The organism is Hyphomonas sp., assembly GCF_022844445.1.
Lineage (GTDB): Bacteria > Pseudomonadota > Alphaproteobacteria > Caulobacterales > Hyphomonadaceae > Hyphomonas.
Genome location: NZ_JALHLS010000001.1, coordinates 484,377 through 511,066, shown reverse-complemented (window position 1 = coordinate 511,066; position 26,690 = coordinate 484,377). Strand labels below are relative to the sequence as shown.

General features: G+C 62.6%; 24 protein-coding genes and 1 tRNA gene. 11 read left to right on the top strand and 14 right to left on the bottom strand.

All coding sequences use genetic code 11. The features are described from left to right. From Q0C17_RS02720 to Q0C17_RS02705, 4 genes are all read right to left on the bottom strand, one after another. The coding region (locus Q0C17_RS02720) for a cadherin domain-containing protein (RefSeq protein WP_291200929.1) at positions 1–1,166 on the bottom strand (1,166 nt) is incomplete at its 3' end. Positions 1,167–1,502: 336 nt separating this feature from the next. After that, positions 1,503–2,885 carry an HlyD family type I secretion periplasmic adaptor subunit gene (locus Q0C17_RS02715; RefSeq protein ID WP_291200926.1) on the bottom strand — a complete coding sequence of 461 codons (1,383 nt, stop codon included), beginning with the start codon at positions 2,883–2,885 and terminating at the stop codon, positions 1,503–1,505. 30 nt (positions 2,886–2,915) lie between these two features. After that, positions 2,916–5,036: an ATP-binding cassette domain-containing protein gene (locus Q0C17_RS02710; RefSeq protein ID WP_291200923.1), complete on the bottom strand. Its 2,121-nt coding sequence runs from the start codon at positions 5,034–5,036 to the stop codon at positions 2,916–2,918. A 95-nt stretch (positions 5,037–5,131) separates the two neighbouring features. Further along, complete coding sequence (locus Q0C17_RS02705; RefSeq protein WP_291200920.1) at positions 5,132–6,940, bottom strand: ABC transporter transmembrane domain-containing protein; 1,809 nt, start codon at positions 6,938–6,940, stop codon at positions 5,132–5,134. Positions 6,941–7,282: 342 nt separating this feature from the next. Between Q0C17_RS02705 and Q0C17_RS02700 the strand changes: the two genes are divergently transcribed. Further along, positions 7,283–7,474: a hypothetical protein gene (locus Q0C17_RS02700; RefSeq protein WP_291200917.1), complete on the top strand. Its 192-nt coding sequence runs from the start codon at positions 7,283–7,285 to the stop codon at positions 7,472–7,474. A 177-nt stretch (positions 7,475–7,651) separates the two neighbouring features. Here the strand turns inward: Q0C17_RS02700 and Q0C17_RS02695 are convergent, their stop codons facing one another. Both Q0C17_RS02695 and Q0C17_RS02690 read right to left on the bottom strand, forming a co-directional pair. Beyond that, complete coding sequence (locus tag Q0C17_RS02695) at positions 7,652–8,128, bottom strand: DUF3237 domain-containing protein (protein ID WP_291200914.1); 477 nt, start codon at positions 8,126–8,128, stop codon at positions 7,652–7,654. 3 nt (positions 8,129–8,131) lie between these two features. Continuing rightward, a complete protein-coding gene (locus Q0C17_RS02690) occupies positions 8,132–9,535 on the bottom strand; it encodes an aromatic ring-hydroxylating dioxygenase subunit alpha (protein ID WP_291200911.1) in 1,404 nt (467 codons plus the stop codon). Between the two features lie 65 nt (positions 9,536–9,600). On the opposite strand from Q0C17_RS02690, the gene Q0C17_RS18145 reads away from it, so the two are divergent. Together Q0C17_RS18145 and Q0C17_RS02680 are read left to right on the top strand one after the other, a co-directional pair. Further along, positions 9,601–10,236, top strand: coding sequence for a TetR/AcrR family transcriptional regulator (locus Q0C17_RS18145; RefSeq protein ID WP_366914742.1), 636 nt, complete (start codon positions 9,601–9,603; stop codon positions 10,234–10,236). 476 nt (positions 10,237–10,712) lie between these two features. Further along, positions 10,713–11,993 (top strand): aminotransferase class III-fold pyridoxal phosphate-dependent enzyme, encoded by a 1,281-nt coding sequence (locus Q0C17_RS02680; RefSeq protein WP_291200904.1) that lies wholly within the window; start codon positions 10,713–10,715, stop codon positions 11,991–11,993. 166 nt (positions 11,994–12,159) lie between these two features. On the opposite strand, the gene Q0C17_RS02675 is transcribed toward Q0C17_RS02680, so the two are convergent. Next, positions 12,160–12,249: transfer RNA gene (locus Q0C17_RS02675), tRNA-Ser, on the bottom strand. Between the two features lie 118 nt (positions 12,250–12,367). Between Q0C17_RS02675 and msrA the strand changes: the two genes are divergently transcribed. After that, the gene (gene msrA, locus Q0C17_RS02670; RefSeq protein ID WP_291200901.1) at positions 12,368–13,024 is read left to right on the top strand and encodes a peptide-methionine (S)-S-oxide reductase MsrA; all 657 of its coding nucleotides are present in this window, start codon (positions 12,368–12,370) and stop codon (positions 13,022–13,024) included. A gap of 87 nt (positions 13,025–13,111) precedes the next feature. Here the strand turns inward: msrA and Q0C17_RS02665 are convergent, their stop codons facing one another. Continuing rightward, positions 13,112–14,179: a hypothetical protein gene (locus tag Q0C17_RS02665; RefSeq protein ID WP_291200898.1), complete on the bottom strand. Its 1,068-nt coding sequence runs from the start codon at positions 14,177–14,179 to the stop codon at positions 13,112–13,114. A gap of 82 nt (positions 14,180–14,261) precedes the next feature. On the opposite strand from Q0C17_RS02665, the gene gluQRS reads away from it, so the two are divergent. From gluQRS to Q0C17_RS02650, 3 genes are all read left to right on the top strand, one after another. After that, positions 14,262–15,107 (top strand): tRNA glutamyl-Q(34) synthetase GluQRS, encoded by an 846-nt coding sequence (gene gluQRS, locus Q0C17_RS02660; protein ID WP_366914752.1) that lies wholly within the window; start codon positions 14,262–14,264, stop codon positions 15,105–15,107. Next, complete coding sequence (locus Q0C17_RS02655) at positions 15,104–16,021, top strand: DMT family transporter (protein ID WP_291200892.1); 918 nt, start codon at positions 15,104–15,106, stop codon at positions 16,019–16,021. The genes gluQRS and Q0C17_RS02655 overlap by 4 nt, the downstream gene beginning before the upstream one ends. A 69-nt stretch (positions 16,022–16,090) precedes the next feature. Continuing rightward, entirely contained in the window at positions 16,091–17,677 is a 1,587-nt protein-coding gene (locus Q0C17_RS02650; RefSeq protein ID WP_291200889.1) for an alkaline phosphatase, read from the top strand. A gap of 3 nt (positions 17,678–17,680) precedes the next feature. On the opposite strand, the gene Q0C17_RS02645 is transcribed toward Q0C17_RS02650, so the two are convergent. Together Q0C17_RS02645 and Q0C17_RS02640 are read right to left on the bottom strand one after the other, a co-directional pair. Next, on the bottom strand, positions 17,681–18,073 hold the full coding sequence (locus tag Q0C17_RS02645; RefSeq protein ID WP_291200886.1) for a limonene-1,2-epoxide hydrolase family protein: 393 nt from the start codon (positions 18,071–18,073) through the stop codon (positions 17,681–17,683). Between the two features lie 23 nt (positions 18,074–18,096). After that, complete coding sequence (locus tag Q0C17_RS02640) at positions 18,097–18,522, bottom strand: hypothetical protein (RefSeq protein WP_291200884.1); 426 nt, start codon at positions 18,520–18,522, stop codon at positions 18,097–18,099. A gap of 109 nt (positions 18,523–18,631) precedes the next feature. Here Q0C17_RS02640 and Q0C17_RS02635 point away from each other — a divergent pair, with 109 nt between their 5' ends. Together Q0C17_RS02635 and Q0C17_RS02630 are read left to right on the top strand one after the other, a co-directional pair. Then, a complete protein-coding gene (locus Q0C17_RS02635) occupies positions 18,632–19,432 on the top strand; it encodes a helix-turn-helix transcriptional regulator (protein ID WP_291200881.1) in 801 nt (266 codons plus the stop codon). Positions 19,433–19,526: 94 nt separating this feature from the next. Further along, complete coding sequence (locus Q0C17_RS02630; protein WP_291200878.1) at positions 19,527–20,624, top strand: Zn-dependent alcohol dehydrogenase; 1,098 nt, start codon at positions 19,527–19,529, stop codon at positions 20,622–20,624. A 6-nt stretch (positions 20,625–20,630) separates the two neighbouring features. Here the strand turns inward: Q0C17_RS02630 and Q0C17_RS02625 are convergent, their stop codons facing one another. Together Q0C17_RS02625 and Q0C17_RS02620 are read right to left on the bottom strand one after the other, a co-directional pair. Then, positions 20,631–21,680, bottom strand: a complete 1,050-nt coding sequence (locus Q0C17_RS02625) for a quinone-dependent dihydroorotate dehydrogenase (protein ID WP_291200875.1) — start codon at positions 21,678–21,680, stop codon at positions 20,631–20,633. Continuing rightward, entirely contained in the window at positions 21,680–22,021 is a 342-nt protein-coding gene (locus Q0C17_RS02620) for a DUF952 domain-containing protein (protein ID WP_291200872.1), read from the bottom strand. Before Q0C17_RS02620 ends, Q0C17_RS02625 begins: the two co-directional genes overlap by 1 nt. Before the next feature lie 68 nt (positions 22,022–22,089). Here Q0C17_RS02620 and Q0C17_RS02615 point away from each other — a divergent pair, with 68 nt between their 5' ends. Further along, positions 22,090–22,524: a DUF4112 domain-containing protein gene (locus Q0C17_RS02615; RefSeq protein ID WP_291200869.1), complete on the top strand. Its 435-nt coding sequence runs from the start codon at positions 22,090–22,092 to the stop codon at positions 22,522–22,524. Here Q0C17_RS02615 and Q0C17_RS02610 read toward each other — a convergent pair. Continuing rightward, a complete protein-coding gene (locus Q0C17_RS02610) occupies positions 22,521–24,449 on the bottom strand; it encodes a hypothetical protein (RefSeq protein ID WP_291200866.1) in 1,929 nt (642 codons plus the stop codon). The genes Q0C17_RS02615 and Q0C17_RS02610 overlap by 4 nt on opposite strands. A gap of 175 nt (positions 24,450–24,624) precedes the next feature. Here Q0C17_RS02610 and Q0C17_RS02605 point away from each other — a divergent pair, with 175 nt between their 5' ends. After that, on the top strand, positions 24,625–25,866 hold the full coding sequence (locus Q0C17_RS02605; RefSeq protein WP_291200863.1) for an argininosuccinate synthase: 1,242 nt from the start codon (positions 24,625–24,627) through the stop codon (positions 25,864–25,866). Positions 25,867–25,949: 83 nt separating this feature from the next. Here Q0C17_RS02605 and Q0C17_RS02600 read toward each other — a convergent pair whose 3' ends face one another. Then, positions 25,950–26,684, bottom strand: coding sequence for a DUF6065 family protein (locus tag Q0C17_RS02600; protein WP_291200860.1), 735 nt, complete (start codon positions 26,682–26,684; stop codon positions 25,950–25,952). Positions 26,685–26,690: the final 6 nt, after the last annotated feature.

The following is a 26,690-nucleotide window of genomic DNA, read 5'->3' as shown; positions in this document are numbered from 1 at the left end:
GGACCTTCATTGACGTTGGTGACGCTGATCGTGACCGCCTGGCTCGTCTGGGCAGTGCCATCCGAAGCCGTGACCGTGAGGTCATAGACATTGTCGCCGCCGGCATCCGCCGGGGCTTCGAAGTTCGGCGAGGCGATGAACGAGACTTCACCCGTTGCCGCATCGATCGTGAACAGCGATGCATCCGCACCGCTGAGGCTGTAGGTCAGGGTCGTGCCGGCATCCACATCGGTGGCTGCTGCCGTGTACACCACGCCGTTCGCGTTCTCCGCAAAGCTCGCGCCCGGAGAGGATGTCAGGACCGGACCTTCATTGACGTTGGTGACGCTGATCGTGACCGCCTGGCTCGTCTGGGCAGTGCCATCCGAAGCCGTGACCGTGAGGTCATAGACATTGTCGCCGCCGGCATCCGCCGGGGCTTCGAAGTTCGGCGAGGCGATGAACGAGACTTCACCCGTTGCCGCATCGATCGTGAACAGCGATGCATCCGCACCGCTGAGGCTGTAGGTCAGGGTCGTGCCGGCATCCACATCGGTGGCTGCTGCCGTGTACACCACGCCGTTCGCGTTCTCCGCAAAGCTCGCGCCCGGAGAGGATGTCAGGACCGGCGCTGTGTTCGCCGGAAGCTCCGAAGGTAACGTCGAAGTTGTCGCAACTTCGGTGTCAGAAGTGGACGCGGCGCTTTCTGGCTCTTTGGCTGGAGCACCCTCCGTCTTCATGTCTGGCAAAGTTGCAGCGAAACTTTTGTTGTCACCAGTGACCGACGCGTCCTGCGGAGCCGCGGAGGCTTCGACTGCTTGAATACCGGTCTCGACGGTGGTTTGCGCGGCGGTCGCGTTTTGAGTTCCGAGCGGCGAACGGTCCGGCAGCGCGGTTTCAGGCTCGAAGCCGTCGGAGCTTGGCGCAGTGTCCAGAACGGAATCGGCAACGAATGAGGCCGATGGCTTGGCCGCCTCTTTGGACTCTGCGGTCTGAACGCCGCTAGTTAGGACTTGACCTGAGTGCTCGCCCTGGACCGCCATCGGCTCGCTGTCCGGCGCATAGCCGAAGTCACCCGACTGGGTTACCGGCGCAACCGTTTCGACTCTGTCAGGCGCCTGTGCATTGCCTTGCAGGAGCCCTTGTTTGTCTTCGGCGCGTTTGAGGACTTCGGCTGGATCGGTCATATTCGTCGTTCCTGTGGGACGGCAATACAATACTCAATAATGACGGAGACAGCCTCAAACCGGTCGTGCCAGTTTCATCCAAGTTTTTTGGCAGTCATTAACTGTTTGTCGGGCGGCATCTGGTCTGCCGCTGCAGCACGGCATCAATGAACCTGCTGCAAAGCTGCTGGTCAGCACGCTCAATCCGTTCGCACAGGCAGTGCGGCCACGTCAGCGCGCTCAGGATGAGCCCGGTCTGGAAAGTCAGTCCTGGCCAGAGATCGATCACTCCTCTGCAAGCCGTGCACTAAAATCTTTCCTGCGAGACGGGTTTGATCAGAAGGCAGATCGATAGGCTCAGTAACCTTGCTGGAAGGCTCGCTGTAAGGCGCGGTCAATTGGCTTGAAAAGGTGCTGCAGCAACGTGCGCTCGCCGGTAACGATCTCGGCGCGGACCGTCATGCCTGGCAGGAGATCGAAGGTCTGGCCGCGCGCCTCAAGCTGCGTTCGCGACAGCGCCAGCGTCGCGACGTAAAAGCTGCCACTGCCGTCTTCAGAGAATGTCATTGGAGAAATGCGGCGAACGACGCCGGTAACATCACCGTAAACTTCACTATCGAAGGCAGTGATGATAACCTTAGCATCTGCACCAACGTGAACTTCGCCGACTTCCTTCGGATCGATCCTGACTTCAGCTAGAAGCTCCGACTCCGTCGATACGATCTCGACCACCGGCTCGCCGGGCCGAATAACGGCGCCAACGGCCTTGGGAGTTATCCTTTGAACCTTGCCGGCTGCCGGAGCACGAAGATCAAGATCTGCCAGACGTTCCTGCAGCTTGTCGATGCCTGCCTCTGCGCTTTCCAGCTGGGCCGTTACGCGTGAGAGCTCGCTGGACCATCCTCGCCGCCGCTCCGATAGAGCCTGAGCCAGTTCGCTGTTCGATTGGGCGACTGAGGACCGGGCGCTGGCGATCTGGCTCGTCAGGCGCTCAAGGCGCGTTTGTGTCTCTGTCACTTCCAGCTCGGCCTCAATAGCAGAGGCGCGCGTAGCGTAGCCCGACTCCAGAAGGCGCGCGAACATCTCATGGCGCTCTGTCACAATTCCGAGTTGGGTACGGGCGCCTTCGAGTTCCCGCTCGAGTACGACAATTTCGGAGCGCAATTGATTTGTGTGCGCTTCGTGTGTCTGCGCTACGGCTTCCAGCGCGGAACGCTCCGTGGTGAAGGTACGGGTCTCTTCTGCAATGCGCGCCGGATCTGTCGCTATCGATCCGAAGTTGGGTGTCGTGCCATCAAGCAACGCGCGCAGGCGCATTTGCGACAGAGCCAAGCCGGCGCGCTGAGCGTCAAGCTGCCCAAAATCGCTAGCGGCACCGCCGGCGCGCAGGCGCACAAGTGACTCTCCTTCTTTGACGGCTTGCCCGGGCGAGACGAGAATTTCGGCGACGATTCCGCCTTCAAGGTTGCTGACAGCCATAACCGAACCCTCAGGAAGGATCTGTCCTTCGGTCACGGCGACTTTGTGAATCGGCGCAATTGCGGCGATCGCAAGAAGGGCCGAAGTGAAAGCAATAATCGCCCACATTCCACGCACGAAATACTTGCGGGAGTCGTCGCCCTGCGCTTCGAGCGGCAGTGCCGGAGGGGCCACTTTCGCGGAACGGTCAGAATTCGCTGCGGACGTCAGCGCGTCGTCTTGCGCGTCGAACTCGAAGAAGGAAGCCACGGAGTCGGTCATATGGGTCTCGAATAAGCGTGTTATCGGGGTTCAAGCAGCGTTTGTGTTATGCGGAGAGCGGGCGGCATCTGAGGCAGCGATTGCCGCCAGGACTTTGTCGGGCGGACCATCCAGCGCGATGCCGCCGCGGTGGAAGTAGATCAACCGGTCACAGGCTCGCATATGCGAAGGACGGTTAGTCGTCAGGACCAGAGTCGTATTTCCGCGCATCCGTTCGATCTGCTCGACGAGCGCGGCATCGCCTTCGGCATCCAGGAAGGCGCCCGGATCGTCCAGAAGCAGCAGAGACGGGCGGCGGGCATATAGCCCGGCGAGGAATACCTGCAGTTGCTGGGTCTCATCCAATTGTGCCCCGCCGAAACTCTTGGCAAACGTTCTGAGCCCGTTGCCGAAGTGCGGGCCAACGAGAGACACGCCTGCCTGCCCCAAGGCTTCGCACAGTTCGGATTCCGTAGTTCCGGGCGCAATCAGCCTGAGGTTCTGCAACACGGTGCCATGGAACAGACGTACACGGGGCGGCAGATAGCCAATCATGGTGCGATAGTCCGCGACCCGCATTTGCCGCAGATTCAACCCATCGACATAGACGGCGCCCGTTGCTGGCTCGTAGATTCCCGCAATGCACTTTAGCAGCGTTGACTTTCCCGAGCCCGACGCGCCGCAGATTGCAACCGTCTGTCCCGCCGGTATCGAAAGGTTGACGCCGCGCAGAGCCGGCTCGAAATCGGACGGATGGCGATATCCCAGGCCGTCGAGCTTAATGGTACCATGGATCTTGCGCCGCAGCGGCGCAGGCGACGCCGCTCTGCGTTCCGGGACCAAGGCCATGATCTGGTTGACCAGACGGAGGGCGTTTCGAAACTGACTGATCTTGTGGCTCGACAAGAAAGCCACTTGGATCGGCATCAAGACGCGCCAGATCAGCATCATCGTGCCGACGAGCGCGCCCATCGACATGTCACCAGCCATCGCGCGCATGGCTCCGATTCCAAGCACAAGAATGCCGGCAACCATCAACATAGCCTGCGTCAGCGACTGAAGCGTATTGTCGAGCAATTGTATCTGAAAGCGGGCCTGCGCGGCTTCTGTAGACAAACTCGACAGTCGCTCCGACCAGCCCTTCTGAACGCCGAGCTGCTGGATCGAGGGAAGCTTGGATACAGTCTCTGACAGAGATGATTGCAGTGCGCTTTGCGCCTTGCCTTCCCTCGATGCGAGGCGCACCTGAACAGGGCTCACGAACATCATGATCAGCGCGTACAAGACGGCTAACCCCACCGGCACGAAGCCTACAGGACCAGCGATCAGGAAAATGATCCCGACCATGACGATCATAAATGGGATGTCCAGAAATGCGCTGACAATGTGTCCGGTAAAGATCGCGCGGATGCTCTCGAACTGCCTGAACCGCTGCACCTGCACATCTACCGAGGCCGTCTCCGTCATGCGCAGCGGCAAATCGAGAAGACGCTGGAAAATAGCCGACGACAAGGCGGCATCAAATCGTGACCCTGTCTCCGCGATCAGTCGGGTACGGTCGCGGCGCAAGTACAGTTCAACAAGGATCGCCAGGGCCGCGGCAAGAAACAGGAATACCAGAGTGCTTGACGACTCCGACCGGATCGCCAGATCGTAGACCGCCATCGTGAACAGAGGCGTCGCAAGCCCAAGCAGGTTGATCAGGAGAGAAAGCCCGATCAATGACCAGATCGGTCCACGCAGATAAGACAGCTGTTGCTGCATCCAGAGTGTCTTGTCTTCCTCCAGCGCCTCCGGGCGCACGCTGAGGAAACAAACCAGCTGGTGCTTGTCTGCATTGATATCGGCCGCGGCGCGTGAACCGCTAGGCACGACGATCTGCGGAGTCCCCTTCGCATCGATCCCGCTGAACAGCAGCGGGCCGGAGCTTGTCACGACAAGGCAAGGAAGCGCGCTGGCTGCGATGGCTTTCAAAGCCACGCGCCTTACAGAAGTGTCACAGCCAAGTCGTCTCGCCACGGTGCGGAAGCCGGCGAGCCCATCAATAGGCTGACCATAAGGAAGCGCTTCGGCAAGTTGCCGGCGCTCCCAGGTCTGCCCAGCCGCGCGTCCCAGATGGATCAAACAGGCAATGTAAGGATTGCCATCGGTTGCTGGCGCGTCGTTGCTCACGGCCGCAAGCGGCGAGCCGCTGGCTCCGAGGCGCGCGCGAAGGTCGCTCCACGCCTGATGCACCGAATTTCGCAGCTGAGGATTTGGGGTTGGTGTCACCGCCCGCCCCCGCTCTGCGTGTTTGCCGTTGGGGTTCGCCCGCTTTCCAGAGTGCGGAGTTGCAAACGACCGCGTTCGAGCACAAACGTGCGGTCTCCCAGGGCGAGATAGGACGGCCGCTGAGATCCGACTATCAACGTAACATGGCCCTTCAGTTTCCGCAGTCCTTCCAGAAAACGCTGATCAGCGTCGCGATCAAGCATGGCCTGCGGCTCATCCAGAACGATCATCCGGGGACGGAGCGCAATCGCTCGGGCAATCACGATCAGCCTGGCCAGACTGTCGGAGATTCCGCCATTTCCCTCATCGGTGATCATCGTTTCGAATCCGGCGGGTAGCCGGTCAATGGACTCGCGAAGCCCGAGCAGGTCGCAGACGGCCACAACTTCTTCGAGCGTCGCGCCATGGCCAAACGCCGTCAAATTCTGAAGAATAGTACCTTTGAACAGGGTGGACTGAGGCGACGTAAAGACGATCCCGCGACGTCCCGCGAGCCGCAGGCCGCCGACTGGTTCGCCGCCAAACGTCACATCACCATCAAGATCTACGTGCTCACCGGAAAGCTTCATCAACAACCCAAGCTGATCGGCCGCATTCGATGATGTGACGCAGATCGTCTCACCGAAGGCGATGTCGAGATCAAAGCTCGCTGCAGAAGTGGCACTCCGCGGAAGATGCAGACCGCGCGCGACGAGTTGAGGTCTCGGCGGCAGATTAACACCGGCACCTGCCGCAGGAATTTGCGGAACAGAAAGCGCCTTGTTTGCTTCGTCGCGCGCAACCGTCAGAAGGTTCATGCTCCGGACAATGCCGCTCGCGCGCATAACGGGTTGAATGACCCGGCCGGCAAGCAGGGTGCTCGCAGCAAGTGAACCGATGGTCAGATCGCCATTGATCGCCATCCAGCCGCCCACGGCTCCGATCGCGATGAAGGTAATGTTGCCGAAAAGCGCCGAGAGGGTCTCGGCATGGCCGGTCGCAGCGATTGCGTCGCGCCCGAGCTGGCGGTTGCGGCCAAGCAGGCGCTCGAAACGGCGCGCCATAAACGCCTCCATAGCGGCGCCCTTGATTGCTGTAACTCCCGACAGCGTTTCGGCGATGAAGTGATAAAGCCGCGAATCCTCTTCATCTCGGGCTTTGGCGATGTCCAGCATTGGCTCGGTGACATTTGTTGAAATCACCATGAACACAATCAGAAGCAGAACCGGCACGATCGCGAGCCAGCCAGCGATCAGCGCCATGCAACCGAGGTACAGGAAGACGAATGGGAAATCGAGCAGCGCCCAGCGCATCTGCCCGCCATAATATTCCGACAACCGATTGATTGAGGTGATACGCGCAACGTGCCGGGTGTCCTGTTCGGCGTCCATGTGTGCGCGCTGCGCGAAGGCAATGCGTTCGATGGCAAGCGCGACGTTCTGAGCTTCGAACTTTGCGGCGCTGAAACCGGCCACATAGGATCTGCCGACGCGCAGAAACACTTCGATCGCCGTGATGCAGATAAAGCCGATGACCAAGAGGAAAAGTGTTTCGTTGGCCTGATGCGGGATGATCGCATCATATACTTCAAGCACCGCGATCGGCAGGACCAGGCCAAACGCATTGATGATCAACGTGCCAGTTAAGGCCGACGAAGGAATCCGTAGCAAATCCGCGCCGGCGAAAACTGCGCCGCCGGGCTGGCCTTCGATACGGTTCGCCAAACCAAATGCGCGGCGAATGCTCGAGAGCGCCACGTGAACGGGCGAAGTAAACGGCTTGCGGTCTCCCCGCCTCTGTGAATCGGGGCTGTCTGATTTCTTCATTGGGAGTGCAGACAACGACATGGAGCAAGTTCTTCATTCGGACCAAGCATCGGCATACTTGGTATGCTTTACTAAATGCTTCATTCGCGGCATGCAGCGCGAGAAAGTTCTGCACGCTGAGAGAATGAGGAGCGGAGTAGAACGGACCTGGTGTTGAAAAGCGTCTGCATCCAAAACGGTATCGGAAAGATGCTCGGATCAGCTGGAGCGACCCTGTCGGCAGACGTTACACAAAACGATGCCCAGAAGCGGAGCATTTTCGCTGCCCGTGAATGGCGCCAGAAGCGCAAGGTAGCGATGGAGGGCGATACGCTTGCGGAGACGGCAGCACGGTTTCTGTAAATGATAAGCCAACTGCCGATCGTGCTGACACGGATGCGGCTGGCGATCCCCTGCCCCCCTCAGACCGGTTGCGTGATCCTCGACGCGGGTCAGGTGTTCCTGCTCGGTGATCATTCCGGCGGCTTCGACGGGCGCTATCTGAGCATCTCAGAGCGGGCGGATCTGATCGGCCCCTGGCGCCCGCTTCGCTGACAAGGCAACTGATCGTCTTCGCTCTTCGAACAAACCTGGAAGCGTTCCTCATTGCCCGCAATCAGTATCGACCTCGCCCCATCTTCAGCCCGCGTGCGGGCGAAGGCTGCGACACTTCCCCGGCTCGCGCCGTCAGAGGGCATTCTCAGTCGGTTGTTCTGCTGTTGAGGGACGACTTCAGCCGATCTCAAAAATTGTGTAGATGGGATTGAACCCAGATTGCTCACCGGTTGCGACGGCAACTACATCATTGAGCCAGGCGTACTTCTCGTCCCCGCATTCGAATTTTGCCACCGTGACGAGGGAATAGCTGCCTGCGCCGAGTGTCTTGCCTTTGGCAAGGTCCGCCATGGCAGTCGCTGCCCCAATGAACCGGCCCTGATAGGCAAGGTAAATCATCGCGCGATCATCGGTTTGCAGCGTCAGGCGCACATCGATCATCATGGTCCCGTCGGTGCGGAAGCGAACCCAATCTGCTCCGCCGGGCAGAACCTTGCCGCTCAGCCGTTCGCCCTCGAATGTACCGCCTTTGACCGGCGCGATGGTGCGGCGCCCTTCCGGCGTCTTGCCGATTTGCGCCGCGCCCGCAGAATCGACGTCAAGGCGCAGCGTCATGAGATGCTTGTTTGGGAGTGACGGAACGGACGTGTTCATGGCTCACTCCGCCGCCATGTAAGCGTCAAGCGTCCTATGGAAGTGCCGGATGCGGCTTTCCTGATACGTGGCAAGCGTCGCGCCGGGCTTTCGGCTGGTGCGCAGACCCTTCTGGATACGCATCAGATTATCGGTGTCCTGATCGACGACCATTGCCGCCGATCCCATCGCTTCGACAGTCGACCATGGCTGATCCTCCGTCAGCCAGACTATGTCTGGCGGGGGCGGGTGCGATCCGTCTTCGCTTTTCGGGAACAGGAAGAAAATTTCCATGATCGACCGCTCCGGATCGTCGCCATGGGGACGAAAGCGGTATCCGGCTGCAAGACCAACACCGCCGAACTGAACAAAGTTTGGAAAAACGGAATACTGGATCAGATCCAGCGCAACCGCATCGGAGATGCCCGATACGTCGCGACCCGATGACTTGGAAATCTTCTTGCGCGCGATATCGGCGAACCGGTCACGTGGTGATTGTCCTTCAACCAGCGGCGCAGAAGATTTGTAGAAGGGTGTGTCGCGCTCCATCAGGGTACGGGTTTTTTCCAGATCGAACTGCTCGCCCAGCGACGGGCTTGGCACCCCTTGCGCACTGATCATCCGGTTGATGTGCCGGACGCCAGGCCATGTATCGTACTGGGTGTTGCTGTCTCCGTAGTATGGGAGCGATTGGGGATGCGCGAAGGGCACGTGATAGGCTTCGACAAAGGCTTCAGCGCAAAGCTTCCAGTTGCACGGCATGACCTTGGCGACATGGATCGCCTTGTACCGGTTCTCGAGGCCGAACTCCTTGAAGTGATCCGGCAGGATTTCGAGATAGGACAGCAGGTCTTCGCTCTCATGATCAAAGTTGATGAAGACAAATCCGCCCCAGGTATCGACGCGCGCTTCCGGCAGGCTGAAATCTTCCCACTTTATGTGCCTGAAGTCCCAGGCACCGGGTACTTCTTTCAGCGTGCCGTCCAGGGCCCAGGTAAATCCGTGAAACGGACAGCGGAACTGTTTCACGCAGCCTGCTTCCTTGCGCAGCATTGTTCCCCTGTGCAGACAGGAGTTCACATAAGCGCGGATGTCTTTCGGGCCCGTTCCGGTGCGCACCACGATCAATGAGTCGTGGACAATGTTGTAGACAACGTGAGAGCCGACATTCGGGATGTCTTCGAGGCGACACGCCCATTGCCAGGTCCTGCGCCAGATTTTTTCGACTTCCCTGTCATGATAGGCTTTTGAGAAGTAACGCTCCGAGGGAATGTCGTCGTTTCCCATGTCGACCTGGGATTCCTCGCGCATGTGCGCCGGCGGGGCGATCCTGTCTTTTGCGTAAATGTCTTGAAGCGACGGCTTAGGGCGATCCGCCGGGCCGGTCGTCATGCGGCGGCGAGGTCCGCTGGTATTCCCGTTTTCCATGCTGAATGATCTCCCCTGCAAGGGCTTAGGCGCCTGACATCCTATTTACAAACAGACTGTTCTGTATGTTATGGCAAGTCAATCAGGATTCGAAGCGCATGATCGAAGCGGTCCAGACAGAACGCCCGACGCAGGAGCAACGGACAGACGCTATGCGCGCCCGCTTGCTTGAGGCGACGCTTGACCTCATTGCAGAGGAAGGCTGGGCTCAGACCAGCACCCAGAAAATCTGCAAGCGTGCAGGTGTCTCCCGCGGCGCCCAGACACACCACTTTCCGACCAAGGACAGTTTGCTTATCGCGGCGGTCCGGGAAATCGTGGCGCGGTATCAGCGAGACCTTGATACTGTCGCCGATGACAAAAATGGAGATGACTGGCGCCTGGAGCAGGTGTTTGACTTCCTGTGGGATGCCTGTTTTGAGGGCAATCTCCTGAATTGTTGGATGCAAGTCATGGTAGCGGCGCGCACCGATAAGGCTTTGCAGCCCGCCGTTCGGGAAACGGACTCTACCGCCCTCGCGGCTATGCGCGCGCTTGGTGACAAGTGCGAACCAAGGACTGGTTCCCGAAAAACATGCGCCGCCGATCTCGTCGAACTCACGGTTTATCTTTTGCGCGGAATGGTCGTTCAGAGCGGCGTCCATCCTGATCAGGAAGAACGCCATAGACTGTTTGAACTATGGAAGAAGCTGGCTCTCTGAGAACCCGGTTTGAGCTGCTCCTATTTGGTGTCGCTTCTTGATCCCTGGAAAACACCAAACGGCCGAACATTCAGGCCGTTTCCGGCGACGTCCGACCTGGCACAGATGAGGCGGCCCGACGACACGATTGGATCGACCCCTGCCGGTCAACGACGACGGCGATCGTGGTCCAGACGCAGCACGGGCTTCGGACTTACCAAGGTCCACCTTGTCGGAAGTTTCTCGGACCCTGTGAGAGATGTTCGAGGCTCACAGCAGAGCGACAGCGGAAACCGGATGTGCACCCGCACGCCAAGCTGGATGACATCTGGCGAAGCCCGGAAGTTGCGAAACGGATTTTGGGCGGTTGATCCAAGGCTGTGCCGCGGGCGTTTCCCTGTCCGGGCCGTTTGTACTGACACTGCCCGCGATTTGACTTCCGCACCTGCAGCTTGCATCAATTTCCCGTACTTAATTGGCGGAACGGTCGACCATCCATGGTGCGCGAGACGGAGCAGATACTGAAGGCGCGGGCCGGCAAGGTCATCCCGAATGGAATGTATGGCCATCAGTCGGTTCGGTTGCTCCCGGAGAGTTTTCCGCAATTCTTCAGCCGCGCTGACGGCGCATACCTTTGGGACAGCGACAACACGCGCTATCTCGACCTGATGTGCGCTTATGGGCCCAACCTGCTCGGATACCGTGAGCCCCGTGTCGAAGCAGCGGCCGCCAGACAGATGGCACTTGGCGACACGATGACTGGCCCATCTCCGTTGATCGTAGACCTTGCTGAAACCTTGGTCGCGATGATCTCCCATGCCGATTGGGCGATTTTCTGCAAGAACGGAACAGACGCAACGACCATGGCGATGACTGTTGCGCGTGCAGAAACCAAGCGGCGGAAGATTCTGGTAGCAGCCGGCGCCTATCATGGTTCCGCGCCCTGGTGCACGCCGGTCCCTGCCGGTACGCTTGCCGAAGACCGGGCGCACCTGATTACTTATGCTTACAACGATATCGAAAGCCTCGAAGCGGCCGCGGCGATGGCAGGCGATGATCTCGCCGGTATCTTCGCAACGCCTTTCAAGCATGATGCATTCCAGGATCAGGCGCTTGCTGACCCTGACTATGCCAGGCGGGCACGCGCTATCTGTGACGCCAAAGGCGCAATGCTGATCGTTGACGACGTGCGCGCCGGCTTTAGGCTTGCGCGCGATTGCAGCTGGTCAACGGTAGGGGTTGCGCCGGATCTCAGTTGCTGGGGAAAATCATTCGCAAATGGCTATCCCATCTCTGCGCTGCTGGGCTCAGACAGTTGCCGCGCCGGCGCGGGTGCGATCTACATGACCGGCTCGTTCTGGTATTCGGCCGTGCCGATGGCTGCCGCACTTGAAACACTGAGAATCCTTCGTGAAAGCGACTACCTCGAACGCATGGTCGTTCTTGGCGAGCGCTTGCGCAGCGGCCTCGCCGTGCAAGCGGGCGCGCAGGGTTTCAGCTTGCGGCAGACCGGCCCGGTGCAGATGCCGCAGATTCTGTTTGCAGACGATCCGGACCTGCGGCTCGGTTTCGGGTTTGCCGAAAACATGCTCGCACGCGGCATCTACATGCATCCCTGGCATAACATGTTCCTGTGCGCGGCAATGTCAGAGGATGACATCGATTTTGCGCTCACCGCGGCCGGCGCAGCCTTCGCCGATCTCGCCGCAAACCGCGCAACGCTGAAACCCCATCCAGCCGTGAGCGCGATGATGAAGAGCCGAGCGGCGCACGCTTGAGTTCCACACGGCCGGCCTGCGATCCTTCCGCGGACACTCTTTCGCCAGCTGGCCGGCAAGGCGGCAAAAAGTTGCTTCATCGCCGTATCGGTCCGTGAACAGATATCGCTCGCGACTGCGCCAGGCGCCGATCACTCAAGTATTTTCCAATATAAACAATGGTATATGGCGGAGAGACAGGGATTCGAACCCTGGAGACGCGTTAACGTCTACACACTTTCCAGGCGTGCGCCATCGACCACTCGGCCACCTCTCCGTACGCCGCGTGCGGCGAAGGGCGAGCAGATAACGGATGATGGGGCGGGTCGCAAGCATGTGATTGCCGCATGGCGCTGGCGCCCCCATATTCGAGGCTGAAACTAGGGAATCCGAACATGTTCTTCTCCCGCAAGCCCGCCGCGCTCCCAACGCGCGAAACCGCCCTGCCCGGCCGCAGCCGCCCCATCCCCACCGCCTCGACCCATTTCGTCAGCGGCCGCCCGCTGGAGGCAGAAGCCCCCGCCGGCTACGAGACCGCCATTTTCGGCCTCGGCTGTTTCTGGGGCGCCGAACGCCTGTTCTGGCAGACCAGGGGCGTCTGGCTGACCCGCGTCGGTTATGCCGGCGGGATTACGCCGAACCCCACCTATGACGAAGTCTGCTCCGGCGGCACCGGCCATACCGAGATCGTCGAAGTCATCTTCAACCCCGCCGAAGTCACCTTCGCGGACCTCGTGAAGCTGTTTCTCGAAAGCCATGACCCGACCCAAGGCATGCGCCAGGGAAACGATGTCGGCACTCAATACCGCTCGGCCATCTATTTCGCGGGTGCCGCGCAAGAGGCGACCGCCCGCCAAATGATCGCCGCTTACAACGCTGAGCTCGCCGCCGCGGGCCACCGTGCGTCGGTCACCACCGAGCTTGCCCCGCGCGCCGACGTTTTCCTCGCCGAAGACTACCATCAGCAGTACCTCGCCAAGAACCCGAACGGCTACTGCGGCATCGGCGGGACAGGCGTATTGTGCCCGCTACCGCCGGTGCAGGCGAACTAGTCCCGCGGAGTATACCGCCTTAGCCCTTCCCAAGCCAGGCGCGGGGAGGGTTAAGGTCGCGCGCTTTCCGGAAAAGTAGCCGAGCCCCTAAGACCCGAAGTTCAGCGAAAACCGCTTGCGCGATTCAATCATCGCCTGCGCCTTGAACAGCGCATCGGAGGCCGACTGCGCGCGCTGGATCACTGGATCGGAACGCAGGCCTTCCACCGCCTGGGCGAGATGCGCGATGGCTTCCTTCACCACGTTCTGGTCGAATGATTTCTCTGCCCGCACGATCAGCGCTCGGCCCAGTTCCAGTTTCGCCTGGATGATCCGTCCGGTATCAGCGGTCAGCGACGCCGCTTCCAGATGGCCCCGGCGCATCGCGATCACCTTGTCCAGCGCCGACAGTTCACCGAGGTCCTCGGCCACCCGCACGCCTGCGGCGCAGAAATCGGCCTCAATTTCACTCCGCAGCGTCTGCGACACCGGCAAGTCGTTTGCCAATACGCTTTCGAGTTCGTTCGCGAGATCGCGGATCTTCTCGGCCCGGAAGGCCTGCGGATCAGACAAGGCCGGCTGCAGCTGCTTGGCAATCAGGTAGGCGGCGAGGCGTGCCACATCTTCGGTCTGCGCCTTGCGCGAGCCAGGCAGCGCAATGGTAAACAGGCGTGCATCGGCGGCCGAAAGCCCGCCCCCGCGGCTCAGGCCATGCACTTCCAGTCCGCGCTCGCCCTTGCCCTGACGGCTGGCCCAGACGAACAGGTCGGCATCCGCCGTCGCCATACGCTTGCGGGCCCTGGCCACCGGTTCTGTCCCGAGACCGCCGTTCAGGCGGCCCATCGGCACCAGCGAGAACGGCGCGCCGAAGGCAAACACCGGCAGATGGCGCGACAGCGCGCCGGACAGCCACTTTGAGGTGCGCCCCGCGGAGGAGCCGGCCGGATGGGCGATCAGGATGCGGAAGCCCGGGGCGCGGCTGGCTTTGGCCCGCGCCGCGCGCGTCACGTTCATCACATTGCCGCAAAGACGGATCAGCCCGCCCGCCACCTTCACCAGCAGGTACAGGCCTGCGAGCACAGCCATGCCGGCGCCGAACAGGGCCAGCCATTCGGCCCCGGGCACGTTCGTCTTCAGCCATGTATCGGCGGTTTGCAGCCAGCCGGTGATCAACATTCTGAGCCTGTCCTCCAGCGCCTCAAGGCGATACGTTTCTTACCAAATCCTTGCAATTGTGAAACTCTCTATTCTCAGGAGCCTGCCGGCCTTGCGCACCCGCTTTGCCCCCTCGCCCACCGGCCGCCTGCATCTTGGGCATGCCGCGTCCGCCTTCGCGGTCTGGGACGCCGCCCGGGCGGAAGGCGGCGAGGTGCTGCTGCGGATCGAGGATATCGACCAGACCCGATGCCGCCCGGACTACGAAGGCGCAATTCTGGAGGACCTCGACTGGCTTGGCTTTGGCTGGACCGGCCCGGTGCGCCGCCAGTCGGACCACTTCGCCGAATACGCCGAAGTTCTCAACTTGCTTCGCGCTCGGGGACTGGTCTACCGCTGCTTTCTCACCCGGCGCGAGATTGCGGCCCGGCTGCCCGCCGGGGCCGATCCCGAAGAGGGCGGCCTCGTCAGCCGGCCCCTGCCCGCCGCCGAGGAAGTCGAACGCCTCGCTCACAATGCCCCTTTCGCCTGGCGCCTGTCGCTCGACGCGGCCCGCACGGCTCTCGGCCCGGCCTATAACGCCCTAGCCTATACCGAATGGACGGTGGCCGGCGCCCGCACCGTTCCCGCCCGGCCGGACCGGTGCGGCGACGTTGTCCTCGCCCGCAAGGACACGCCGACCAGCTACCACCTTGCCTGCTGTCATGATGACGCACTCCAGAGCATAACCCACATCATCCGGGGCGAAGACCTGCGCGAGGTGACCGCGATCCACGCCCTCCTGCAGGCGCTGATGGGCTGGCCGCGCCCGCTTTACCGCTTCCATCCCCTGATCCTCGGCGCCGACGGCAAGAAGCTGTCCAAGCGCTTCGGCGACAAAAGCCTCGGGGACTATCGCAAACAAGGGATGACGCCGGACGATATTCGCGCAATGACGCGCGCCGAATGACCAATGTCGTCCCCCAGCCTCGCCCCGTCGTCCAGCCGCGTGCCTGGATCGGCCCCCTGATGGTCCTCGGCGGCGGCATCGCCCTCGGTTTTGCGCCGATCGGCCTGCGCCTCGGCCTGGATGAACTCGGCCCACAGGCCATCGCGTTCTGGCGTTATCTCTTTGCCGTGCCCATGCTGCTGGTCCTCGTCTTAGCGGTCGACCGGCGCCTGCCCTCGAAGCCCAACACCGCGATCTTCCTCGCTGCACTTTTCTTCACGCTCGACATGGCGCTGTGGCATTGGGCCTTGACGATGACGAGCGTCTCGAATGCCACCTTCATCGTGAACCTTGGCAACGTTCTCGTCGGCCTTGCCGCCTGGGCCTTCCTGAAGGAACGCCCCGGCCTCAACTGGGCGCTCGCCGCCGGCCTCGCCATCCTCGGCGCGGGCGCCCTCTCCCTCGGCGGCGACCATACGCATCCCGGCGCCCTGCGCGGTGACCTGTTCGCACTGGCCGCGGCGGTCTTCGTCTCTTTCTACATGCTGTTTTCGAAACTCGCCCGGCGCACGCTCGGCGGCCTGGAAGCAATGTTCTGGCTCAGCGTCTTCGAAAGCGGCCTCGCCTTTCTCGTTGTCCTCGCGTCCGGGGAAGACTTCATGCCGAAAACGCCCGCCGGTTTCCTTGCGCCGCTGGCGCTCGCCATCGTCGTGCAGGTCGCGGGGCAAGGCCTCATCATCTCCGGCCTCGGCTCCACGGACACCGCCGTCGCCGGCATCCTCGTCCTCGCGCAGCCGGTCGTGGCTGCAGCTATCTCGTGGTCTCTCTTCAAGGAGCCGCTGACCGCGATTCAGGCCGGCGGCGCTGCTGCGATCCTCATCGCTGTCTGGCTCGCCCAGCAGAAGCAGCGCGTCCGCCTCGCCGCCGAAACGTAGCAGGTCGCAACTGTTGCAAACCTGCGCTAAACTCCTTCCGGAAAATCGGATTCGTCAGGAACCCAGCCCATGCGCCTCGCCCTTCTCGCCCTCGCCGTCCTCGCCGGGTGCACCACTGCTCCGGCGACGCCCGCCGCAGAACTTCAGCCCGCCGCCCCAGCCCGAATGGCGCAGGTTCCTCAGCAGGCGGATGATGGCTACTACACTGCCGCCGCCGCTTCTGTGGAGGCCCGCATCGCCGCGCGCGGCGTGAAGCCTGCCAAAAACGTCATCCTCTTCATCGGCGACGGCATGGGCATCTCCACAATCACCGCCGCCCGCATCTATGCCGGCCAGTCCGCCGGGCTCGACGGTGAAAGCTATCACCTCGCAATGGACGACCTGCCGTATTCGGCCTTGTCGAAAACCTACAGCCACAATTTCCAGATCGCCGATTCCGCCGGCACCGCCGTCGCCATGACGAGCGGCCTTAAAACGCTCTCTGGCGTGCTCGGCGTCGACAGCAATGTCAGCTATGGCAACTGCGCCACGGTCGCCGGAAATGAGGTCGACACCCTGTTCGAACTCGCCGCCCGCGTAGGCCTTTCAACCGGCCTTGTCTCCACTGCACGCCTCACGCACGCCACCCCCGGCGCCGCCTATGCCAAGGCGCCACTGCGTGACTGGGAAGCCGACACGGACATGAAAGGCGCCTCGTCCGACACCTGCAAGGACATCGCTCGCCAGCTGATCGAATGGCCGGAAGGCAGCTTCGACCTCCTCCTCGGTGGTGGGCGCTCAAAATTCATTCCCAGGGAGGTTCAGGACCCGGAATATGACGGCAAGAGCGGCGACCGTGGTGACGGGCGCAACCTGACGGCCGAGTGGGCGGCCAAGTCGCCGGATCACATATTCATCTATGACCAGGCCGGCTTCGACGCGACAGACTTCAGCACGGGCGTGAAAGTCCTCGGCCTTTTCGAGCCGAGCCATATGCAGTACGAACTGGACCGGGACAAGGACAAGGCCGGTGAGCCCCACATCGCCGACATGACCCGCGCTGCGATTACACGCCTTTCTCAGGACACGGACGGTTATGTCCTGATGGTGGAAGGCGGCCGCATCGACCATGCCCACCACGGCGGCAACGCCATCCGCGCGCTGGAAGACGCGATAGCCTTCGACGCCGCCATCGCCGCGGCGGTCGAAATGACCAATCCCGAAGAGACGCTGATCATCGTCACCGCCGACCATTCGCACACACTGACGATTGCCGGCTACGCCCAGCGCAATAATCCGATCCTCGGCATCTCCACGTCTGGCATCGGCGGCGAAGGCGGCTCCACCGGCTCCGACGGCCTTCCCTACACAACGCTTGGCTATGCCAACGGCCCCGGGGCCTGCCGAGAAACCGGCAAGGACGCCGATGGCAAGCCGGTGTTCGACTGCACCCGCCAGGACCTCACCGGCGTCGATACGCTCGCTCCTGATTTCCGCCAGCCCGCCCTCGTCCCGCTGTACTCGGAGACGCATGGAGGCGAGGACGTTGCCGCCCTCGCCTCCGGTCCCGGCGCCAATCTCGTCACCGGCGTAATCGAGCAGAGCGAAATTTTCCACGTCATGGCCCGCGCCCTCGGCCTCACCGGCGCACCGGCCCCGGTGTCTTCGGCGCAGTAGGGTTTACCCCGGCGGCGCCGGCCATTTTGGCAGGATCGTCGCGGCGTCGAAGTAATCGTGCCAGACGGTGATCTGGCCGTTCTCGACCTCGAAGATCCCCGCCACCGGCAGCTCGACCCATCCTGTCTCCAGCTGGTGGCGGTCGAGCCGCTCGAGGAACACGCGCTTGCCGTCCGTCAGTTCACGGAGAATGATGAACTCGTTGGCGATCGTAGGCGAGAAAAAGGGCTCCAGCACCCCGCGCACACCGGTCGGCCCGGTCACCTTGCCGAGCGGCATGTTCTCGTAGTCGCAATGCTCGGCAATCAGCGTCATCGCAGCATCATAGTCGAACGCCTTCACGGCATTCAGGAAGGCATGAACCGTGCCCGCGGCATCAAGGAGTTGGGTCTGCATGGTCTCTCTCCGTTCCGCAGGGTTCAGGCTTTTGATTTCAGCGCGCCGCTAGCGAACAGCGGCACGAGGTAGGCAATCGCCAGCGCCGCATTCGGTAGGTTGTTGAGCGCAAAGCCGGTCGCCGCCGACAGCGCGCCATCGATCACGAACCAGATGACCATCGCCGCGGTCAGCCCCCGCCAGGCGCGGGCCCCAGCTGCATGGATCGCGGGAAGCAGGAAGAGGATCGTGAAGCCCCATCCCATCGTTACCGCGCCCATCAGCGCCACCGAGAAGCGCATTCCCGGCGCATCCAGGAAGTCCGCCGGCAGCGGGCCACTGCTCAGGATACCATAAAGCGTCCGCACGATACCGTCCGTCGCGGGAAGGCCGCCTGCCGCCAGCAGCGCCCCAAAGACGATGACGCCCCAACACCAGAGCGTGATCCATGTTTTCCAGAATGCAGTCATTGCCGGTCTCCTTCGTTGGGCCTGAACGTGAATTGACCCCGGGAGCGTAAGCGGTGCAATTACCTCGCAGGTCATGGACTTGCGCGCGCGTCCCTGCGAGCATGCATGCATGAGCCTGCGTGAACCCGCCCTGCCAGCCGCCGAAGGCGACGCCTTTGCCACCCTCCTGCGCCGTTTTCGCGCCGCGCGCCGGATGAGCCAGCTGGACCTTGCCCTCACCTGCGAGATTTCCGCCCGCCATCTTTCCTTCCTCGAAACCGGCCGCGCCAGGCCGAGCCGCGAGATGGTCCTGCAGATCGCTGACGGCCTCGTCCTGCCCCTCGGCAGCCAGAACGCGCTGCTTCTGGCGGCCGGCTTCGCCGCCGTGTTTCCCGCCTCGCCGCTTGAATCCGAAGCGCTCGGCCCGTTCCGCGCCGTGCTGCAGGAAATGATGGATCGCCACGCCCCCTGGCCCGCGATCCTTGCCGATCGTCACTGGCGCGTGCGAGGCGCCAATGCCTCCGCCGCAAAGCTGCTCGCCCCGCTGCAGGCACACGGCGAGAACAGCCTCATCCGTATGCTGACGGATAGTCCAGTCGCCGAAGCAATGATCGCAAACCTTCCTGAAGTCATCCACGAAATGCGCGGCCGCATCGCCCTCGAAGCCCTTGAGGCCGGCAACGACCCCGTACTGCGCGAACTCCTTGAGGCGCTAGAAGCCGCCGGCCAGCGCCGCCCCCTTCCTGGCGGCGCGCCGCGCCGCCCGCTGGTGCCATTGGTCGTCAACGCGCCCGGCGGCCAGCTGAGCTTCCTCTCCACGATCGCGCATTTCGGGACCAGCGAGGACGTCACTGTCCGCGACCTGCGCCTCGAACTCCTTTTTCCCGCCGATGACGCCACCCGGACCGCTTTGCGGGAACTTGCGGCCTAACGCTGCGTCACTCTGGCCAAAGCGCCCGCCTTGCGCGACACTTCTGCAAAGCACAGCCTGAAAACAGGCGGTCCAACCGGGAGGAAACCACGCCATGAAAGCTGCCGTGATGCGCGAGGCCAACAAGCCTCTGTCGATCGAGGACGTCACCATCTCGAAGCCCGGTCCCCGTGAGGTTCTCGTGCGCCTCAAGGCCATTGGCGTCTGCCATTCTGACGTTCACTTCTGGGACGGCAATTTCCCGACCGAGATGCCCGTTATCCTCGGCCACGAGAGCGCAGGCGTCGTCGAACAAGTCGGCTCAATGGTCTCGGCCGTGAAGCCAGGCGACCATGTCATCTCCATCCTCTCGCCCTTCTGCGGCGTCTGCGAATACTGCCTCACCGGCCACATGTCGGTCTGCCACACAGTCAATGGAGAGCAATTCAAGCGCCGCCCGGATGAAGCGCCGCGCCTGTCCATCGGCAAGGAAAAGGTCGGCCAATTCCTGAACCTCTCCTCCTTCGCCGAGCAGATTCTCGTCCACGAGAACGCCCTTTGCGCCATCGACAAGGACATGCCGCTGGACCGCGCCTGCCTCATTGGCTGCGGCGTCATCACCGGCGTCGGCTCCGTCTTCCACTCCGCCAAGGTTGAGCCTGGCTCCACCGTCGCCGTCATCGGTTGCGGCGGCGTTGGCCTTGCCGCCATCAACGGCGCCGCGATTGCCGGCGCCTCGCGCATCATCGCCGTCGACCTCTCGCCGGAGAAACTGCAACTCGCCACCCGCTTCGGCGCGACCGACACCGTGAACCCGAAATCCGGCAACGCCATCGAGGCGGTGAAGGAACTCACCAAGGGCGGCGTCCACTATTCCTTCGAATGCGTTGGCAGCAAGCAGACCGCCGAACTTGCTTATCACATGCTGCGTCCGCGCGGCGTCGCCACCATCATCGGCATGATCTCGCCGGGCGTGAATATTGAGATTCCGGGCATAGAACTTCTCGTCACCGAAAAACGCCTGCAAGGCGCCGTGATGGGCTCGAACCGTTTCCGGATCGACTTCCCGCGCTTCGTCGATCTCTATCGCCAGGGCAAACTGCACCTCGATGACCTCATCTCGGACCGTATCGGCCTCGACGGCATCACCGGCGCCATGCAGAATCTCAAGAACAACAAGGGCACCGTCGCCCGCCAGGTTGTTGTTCTCTGAGCTGAATCAAAGGTCCTTGCCGGTCGCTTCGGCAATCGAGGCCAGACCATCGCGTTCGCGGAGGGAGTCCAGTTCCTCCGCGATCCGGGAAGCAAGGCCCGGGCCTTCGTAGACGAGCATCGAGTAAAGCTGAACCGCGTGCGCGCCCGCGCGCAGCTTTCGGTAAGCGTCTGCGCCGGAGGCAATGCCGCCCGCGCCGATAAGGTCGAACTCGCCTTTGAGATTGCGCGCGAAATGCGTGAGAACCGCCGTAGACGGATGAAACAGCGGCGCGCCGGACAACCCGCCCGCTTCGCTCTTATGATCGCTCTTCAGAGACGATGGCCGCGCCAGCGTCGTGTTGGAGATGATCAGGCCGGAGAGCCAGGCCCCCTCCCCGCGCACCACGCCGCAGATGTCCGAAATGGCTTCGGCGTCCAGATCCGGCGCCACTTTCAGGAAAACAGGCTTGCCCTTCCGGTCTGCCGCCCCGCAGCGGACGAGAAGATCCGACAGGGAGGCCTTGTCCTGAAGGCCGCGCAGACCCGGCGTGTTGGGCGAGGAGATGTTGATCGTGATATAGTCTGCCTGGGGCGCAACCGCCTCTATGCCGGTGACGTAGTCCTGCGCGCGGTCTGCACTGTCCTTATTGGCGCCGACATTGGCGCCGATCGGCACGGCGTGATCGTATTTCCCGAGCCGGCGCACGAAATAGTCGAGCCCGAAATTGTTGAACCCCATCCGGTTGATCACCGCGCGGTCCTCATCAAGCCGGAAAAGGCGCGGCTTCGGATTGCCGGGCTGCGGCTTCGGCGTGACCGTGCCGCACTCCACGAAGCCGAACCCGAACTTCGCCATTGCCGAAGGCACTTCGCAGTTCTTGTCGAACCCAGCCGCGAGCCCCACGGGCGAGGCGATCTTCAGTCCGGACTTCGGCAGCGTGAGCGATAAGCCGGGCGGAAACGCCGGCGCCCGCCCTGGCACACCGATGCCTTTCGTGAGCAGGCGAAGGGTTGCATTGTGCGCCGCTTCCGGCGGCAAGAGGCGGATCGCCTTCGTGCCCAATTCTACCAGCATCAGAAGTCCTCCGGGAAAACGGGAGCATTATCCAGCCCCGGCGCGAGCCACCAGCTGCCATCCGCCTTTGAAATCTCCAGCGCGCCATACAAGTGCGGAAACAGGTCGCCGCCCCGGCTTGTCTCCCAGCGCACATCACCGAGCGCTGCAAAGTCGAACCGTAAAAGCAGCACCCGCGCCTGCCCTGCATAGTACCGCCGCGCTGTTTCGCGCACTTGTGCATAGGTCGACAGGTGAACATAGCCGTCTGCGATATCGAGCGCCGTAGCGGTCGTCCCCGAGGCTTCGGCGGCAGCCCAATCCGCCTCGGTCAGCAGCTTGTAAACAGCGCGTGTTCTCATGGCGAAGTCCTGTCGCAGGCTTCGACGGCTTGTGCAATCATGCGCGCTTCGGACAAGGGAGCACAGCCGTGCCGAAGAAGGAAACGATCACAGACGAGGATCTCATGCAGATGCGCCTGGGCAGCGGGCGCACCGTGGCGGAGGAGCTTGCTGCGCTGCGCCGGTTCTCGCGCATCCTCGACAACCAGTTCGAGGTGATGGGCGTCCGGTTCGGCGCCGATGCCATTGTTGGACTGCTCCCGGTGGCGGGCGACGCCGTCACGCTGATTACCGGTACGACAGCGCTGTATACGTCGGTGCGACTGAAACTGCCCTGGCATGTGCATACGCGGGTGGTCCTGAACCTTCTTACCGATGCCGGGATCGGGGCGATCCCGATTCTCGGCGACGCGTTTGACTTTTTCTTCCGCTCGCACAAGCGCAACTTCCGGCTGGTGGAGCATCACGTGCTGGAGCGCGCCGCAAAGCAGGCGGGCGTTCGGCGCGTGAAACAGGCGGGCTAGATCGGCGTGCCGTTGGCCGAGGCACGGGCCATCGTCCAGGTGCCGTCAGCGCCCTCACAGGCGGCGAAGCGGCCACGCTCCTGCCCCGGGAAGGCATAGGCGACATCGCGGCACATAACCGAGACGTTGACCTCGATCGGCTGCACATAGGCGCGCGTGACAAAACCCTCAGCCGTCGGAACATAGCCGATGGCGTGGATGGAGGCTTTCGCTGGATCGACTGTGATCGTGCGCTCGAAATGGATAAGCAGCGAACGGCCATCCGGCGTCGTCAACTCGTGATGCGCGCCGTCCGGGCTAGCCTCAACAAGCGCGATGAAGTCAGACTTCAGCACCGCCAAGGCTTCAGCATCGAGCGCGCGACCGGCGGTGTATTCAGCACGTTCAGCGATAAAGTCATCCACGGGGCGCGGCAGCGCGGCGAGCGTGCGCACTTCCGGCGGCGACGCGGACAGAGAAGGCGGCGCCGCGCGCGTGACCGGATCGCCAAAGGCGGCGCCATCGACCGCTGCGATCGTGACCGCCGGACGGGCCGGTTTCAGCGAAGCGCGGCCGGGCGGGTTGGTCCAGACTTTCGGCTTCGGAACAGCAACGGTTGCGGTTGCTGCCGCGGCCGCTGTGAGGCGCGCGGCTTCCACGTCGGCGAGCCGCTTGGCTTCAAGCCCGGCAAGCCGTTTGGCTTCGGCCGCATCGGACGCGCGCTTCGCTTCGAGCGAGGCAAGGCGCTTGGCTTCCGCGTCGGCGGCCCGTTTCGTTTCAAGGTCGGCGAGGCGCTTGGCTTCGGCCGCCTTCGCGGCCTTGTCGGCTTCGACCTGCGCGAGGCGCTTCGCCTCGGCGTCAGCAGCCTGCTTCTTCGCGGCGAGATCGGCAACGCGTTTCGCCTCGGCATCGGCGGCGCGCTGCGCGGCGACCTGCGCGATGCGTTCCTGTTCGGCAGCCACGGCAGCGGCACGCGCAGCCTCCTCCGCCGCCAGACGATCAGCTTCCACTTTCGCGGCCGCGGCGGCCGCTTCAGCCTGCGCCTTCATGGCGGCTTCGGCCTGAGAGGCCCGCATCGCCTCTTCCGTAGCCAGACGGTCGCGCAGACGCGCATCGATCATGGCCGGGCCGCTTTCGCTTGCGGCGGGTTGTTCGGCGGCAACGCGGGCTGCTTCGGCATTGGCGATCGCGGTGGCGGCGACGCGATCGGCGTCTGCCGAGGCAAGGCGGGCAGCTTCCGCATCCGCCGCCTGAAGTTCGGCGACGCGGGTTTTCAGGAAATCGGCCGTGCCGCGATAATCGAACCAAGGCGTCGTAACCGCGCCGGCTGGCACCGAGGCTTGCTCGACAGCAGCGGCCGAAACGCTCGAGGCTAGCGGAGCCGTTTCGAGGCCGGCAGTGCTCACATTGCCGTCGGCGTCCGCATCATCCGTGTTCGTCTTCGCGCCGAGTGCGTTTTCCGCCGCCATGACCGACAGGCCGGCGAGGCCAAGCACAGCAAGGCCAGCGAAGGCGAATTGTGAAAAGTCACCCATCCGGGTGAAGAAGCCAGCGCGGGCTTCGTCATCGTCATCGCGAGAGCCGCCCTTTGGGCCAGTGTCCTTTATGACCGCAATGCCGCCGGCGGTGGCCGCGACCGGGATCAACGGCGCCTTATTGGCGGGCTTGCCGGGTGTCGCGGGCGGCTTGCGAAGCAGGCGGACCTCGGAAATGGCATTGTGCGAAACCGGGCCGGAGGTGATCGGAGCCGCGTCGGTCAGGATCGACAGGGTCGGCTGAGGACGGACAGCGTCGCGGGCGCGCAGGCGCGCGCGGAAGGGCATGGCAGACTGGGCGCGGTCTTCCGCCGCCCGGCCGGTCGCCTGGGCGTCGCGGACGGCCTGGCGAAGGCTGTCCGGCAGCGCGGGCCCGGTCCGGGCTGCCTGATCCATCGGGTCGTTCAGCATTTCAGCCACCTTGTGTCCGGCGGCCCGGAGGCCGCCCTGATCCAGCAAATTTACTATAACGGCTCAAGAAGCTGTAAACCACAGGAATCCCCGAACCTGTCCTTCTTGTCAGGTGCAGGGCGGGACTTTATGGCAACACTTTCCCTCCTCCGCCGAAAAATACGTCAGGAATCCCATGGCCAAGCCACGTACTGCCCCGAAAAAGGTTGTTCTTGCCTATTCCGGAGGCCTCGACACGTCGATCATCCTGAAATGGCTGCAGGTGGAATTCGGCTGCGAAGTGGTCACCTTTACGGCCGACCTTGGTCAGGGCGAGGAACTGGAGCCGGCCCGGAAAAAGGCGCTGGCGGCCGGCGTGAAGCCAGAGAACATCTTCATCGAGGACGTGCGCGAGGAATTCGTGCGCGACTTCGTCTTCCCGATGTTCCGGGCCAACGCTGTTTATGAGGGCGTCTATCTCCTCGGCACCTCGATTGCCCGGCCGCTGATCGCCAAGCGCCAGATCGAGATTGCCGACATGGTCGGCGCCGATGCCGTCTGCCATGGCGCGACCGGCAAAGGGAATGACCAGGTCCGGTTCGAGCTTGGCTATTACGGCCTGAACCCGGACATCAAGGTAATCGCGCCCTGGCGGGACTGGGATTTCAAGTCGCGGACGGACCTGCTTAAGTTTGCCGAAGAGCACGGCATCGAGATCGCCAAGGACAAGCGCGGCGACGCCCCCTTCTCTGTAGATGCGAACCTTTTGCACTCCTCTTCCGAGGGTAAAGTGCTGGAGAACCCCGGCGAACCTGCGCCGGAGTTCGTCCATATGCGGACGATTTCGCCTGAAGAAGCGCCCGACAAGGCGGAGGTCATCACCGTCGGCTTCGAGCGTGGCGACGCGGTCTCCATCAATGGCGAGGCGATGAGCCCGGCCACGCTGCTGACCGCGCTGAACGCCTATGGCAAGAAGCACGGCATCGGCCGCCTCGATCTTCTGGAGAACCGCTTCGTCGGCATGAAGAGCCGCGGCATCTACGAGACGCCCGGCGGGACCATCCTGCTTGTCGCCCATCGCGGCATCGAACAGGCAACCCTCGACCGCGGCGCAGCGCACCTGAAAGACGAACTGATGCCGAAATATGCCGAGCTCATCTATAACGGCTTCTGGTGGAGCCCGGAGCGCGAGATGCTGCAGGCCGCCATCGACCATTCGCAGCGCTGGGTGACCGGAGAGGTGACGATCAAGCTGTACAAGGGCACCGCCTACCTAATCGGCCGCACCTCGCCCTATAGTCTTTACTCGGAGAAAATCGTGACCTTCGAGGACGACCACGGCGCTTACGACCAGAAAGACGCGGAAGGCTTCATCAAGCTGAATGCGCTGCGCCTGAGGCTGATGGCCGGCCGCGACCGGAAATTCGGGAAAAACTGAGATCCTGATCCGCTGATCCCCGCGAAGGCGGGATCAGCGGGCCGGTCATCAACGGTGCATTGCGGCCTCAGGCCCGATGCACACTACGTGTTCTTCGGCGCCTTCAGCCTGCGCTTCGTCTGGTGCGCCTCCGCCTTGTCGCCAGTCGGCTTTTCGCCGCGCATGTAGTGGCGCTGCCAGCGTTCCTTCATCGCGGTCTGCTCACCGCCTTTCAGGCGCGTGTTGAAGTCCGCGCGGCTGTCGCGCCAGGCATTGTATTCGTCGACAAGCTCCGGGTTGGTGCTCAACAGTTTGCGCTCGGGCTCAATCTCCTCGAGGCGCTTGTGTTCCATCAGCGTGATGAAGGCGAAGGGTTCGCCCTTGCGGAAGATCACTTCGCCCGGCCGCGTCATCTGCCAGTTCATCGTGAACGGGAACGGCAGCCAGTCAGTCTCCACAAGGCCGGTGAGCGGCGTGATGCCGTCCTTCGGCCAGTTCGGCGGGCCGGTCACCCAGACGCCCCAGCCGGGCGGCGTGCGGAAGAGGTGCCCGGTGTGGAACGTGACGATGCCGCGCATGAAATGGCTGTCGGCAAAGCTCGCGATGGCGCGCGGATCGCCGGTGGTTTTCAGGTCAATGTCCTCGATGCGCGGGCCGCCATTCCAGATGATCTTGATGTCCATCGGGCAGAGGATTTCCCAGCCCGTGGAGTTCGCCATGGTGAGCGGCAGGCAGCGATAGGGATGGCGGTCCACGAAGGCGTCCATCCAGGCGCGGTCCGACCGGCCGGGGACGATTTCGGGGGCGACATCGTAGATCTTGTAGCATTCGAGGCGCATCGCGGG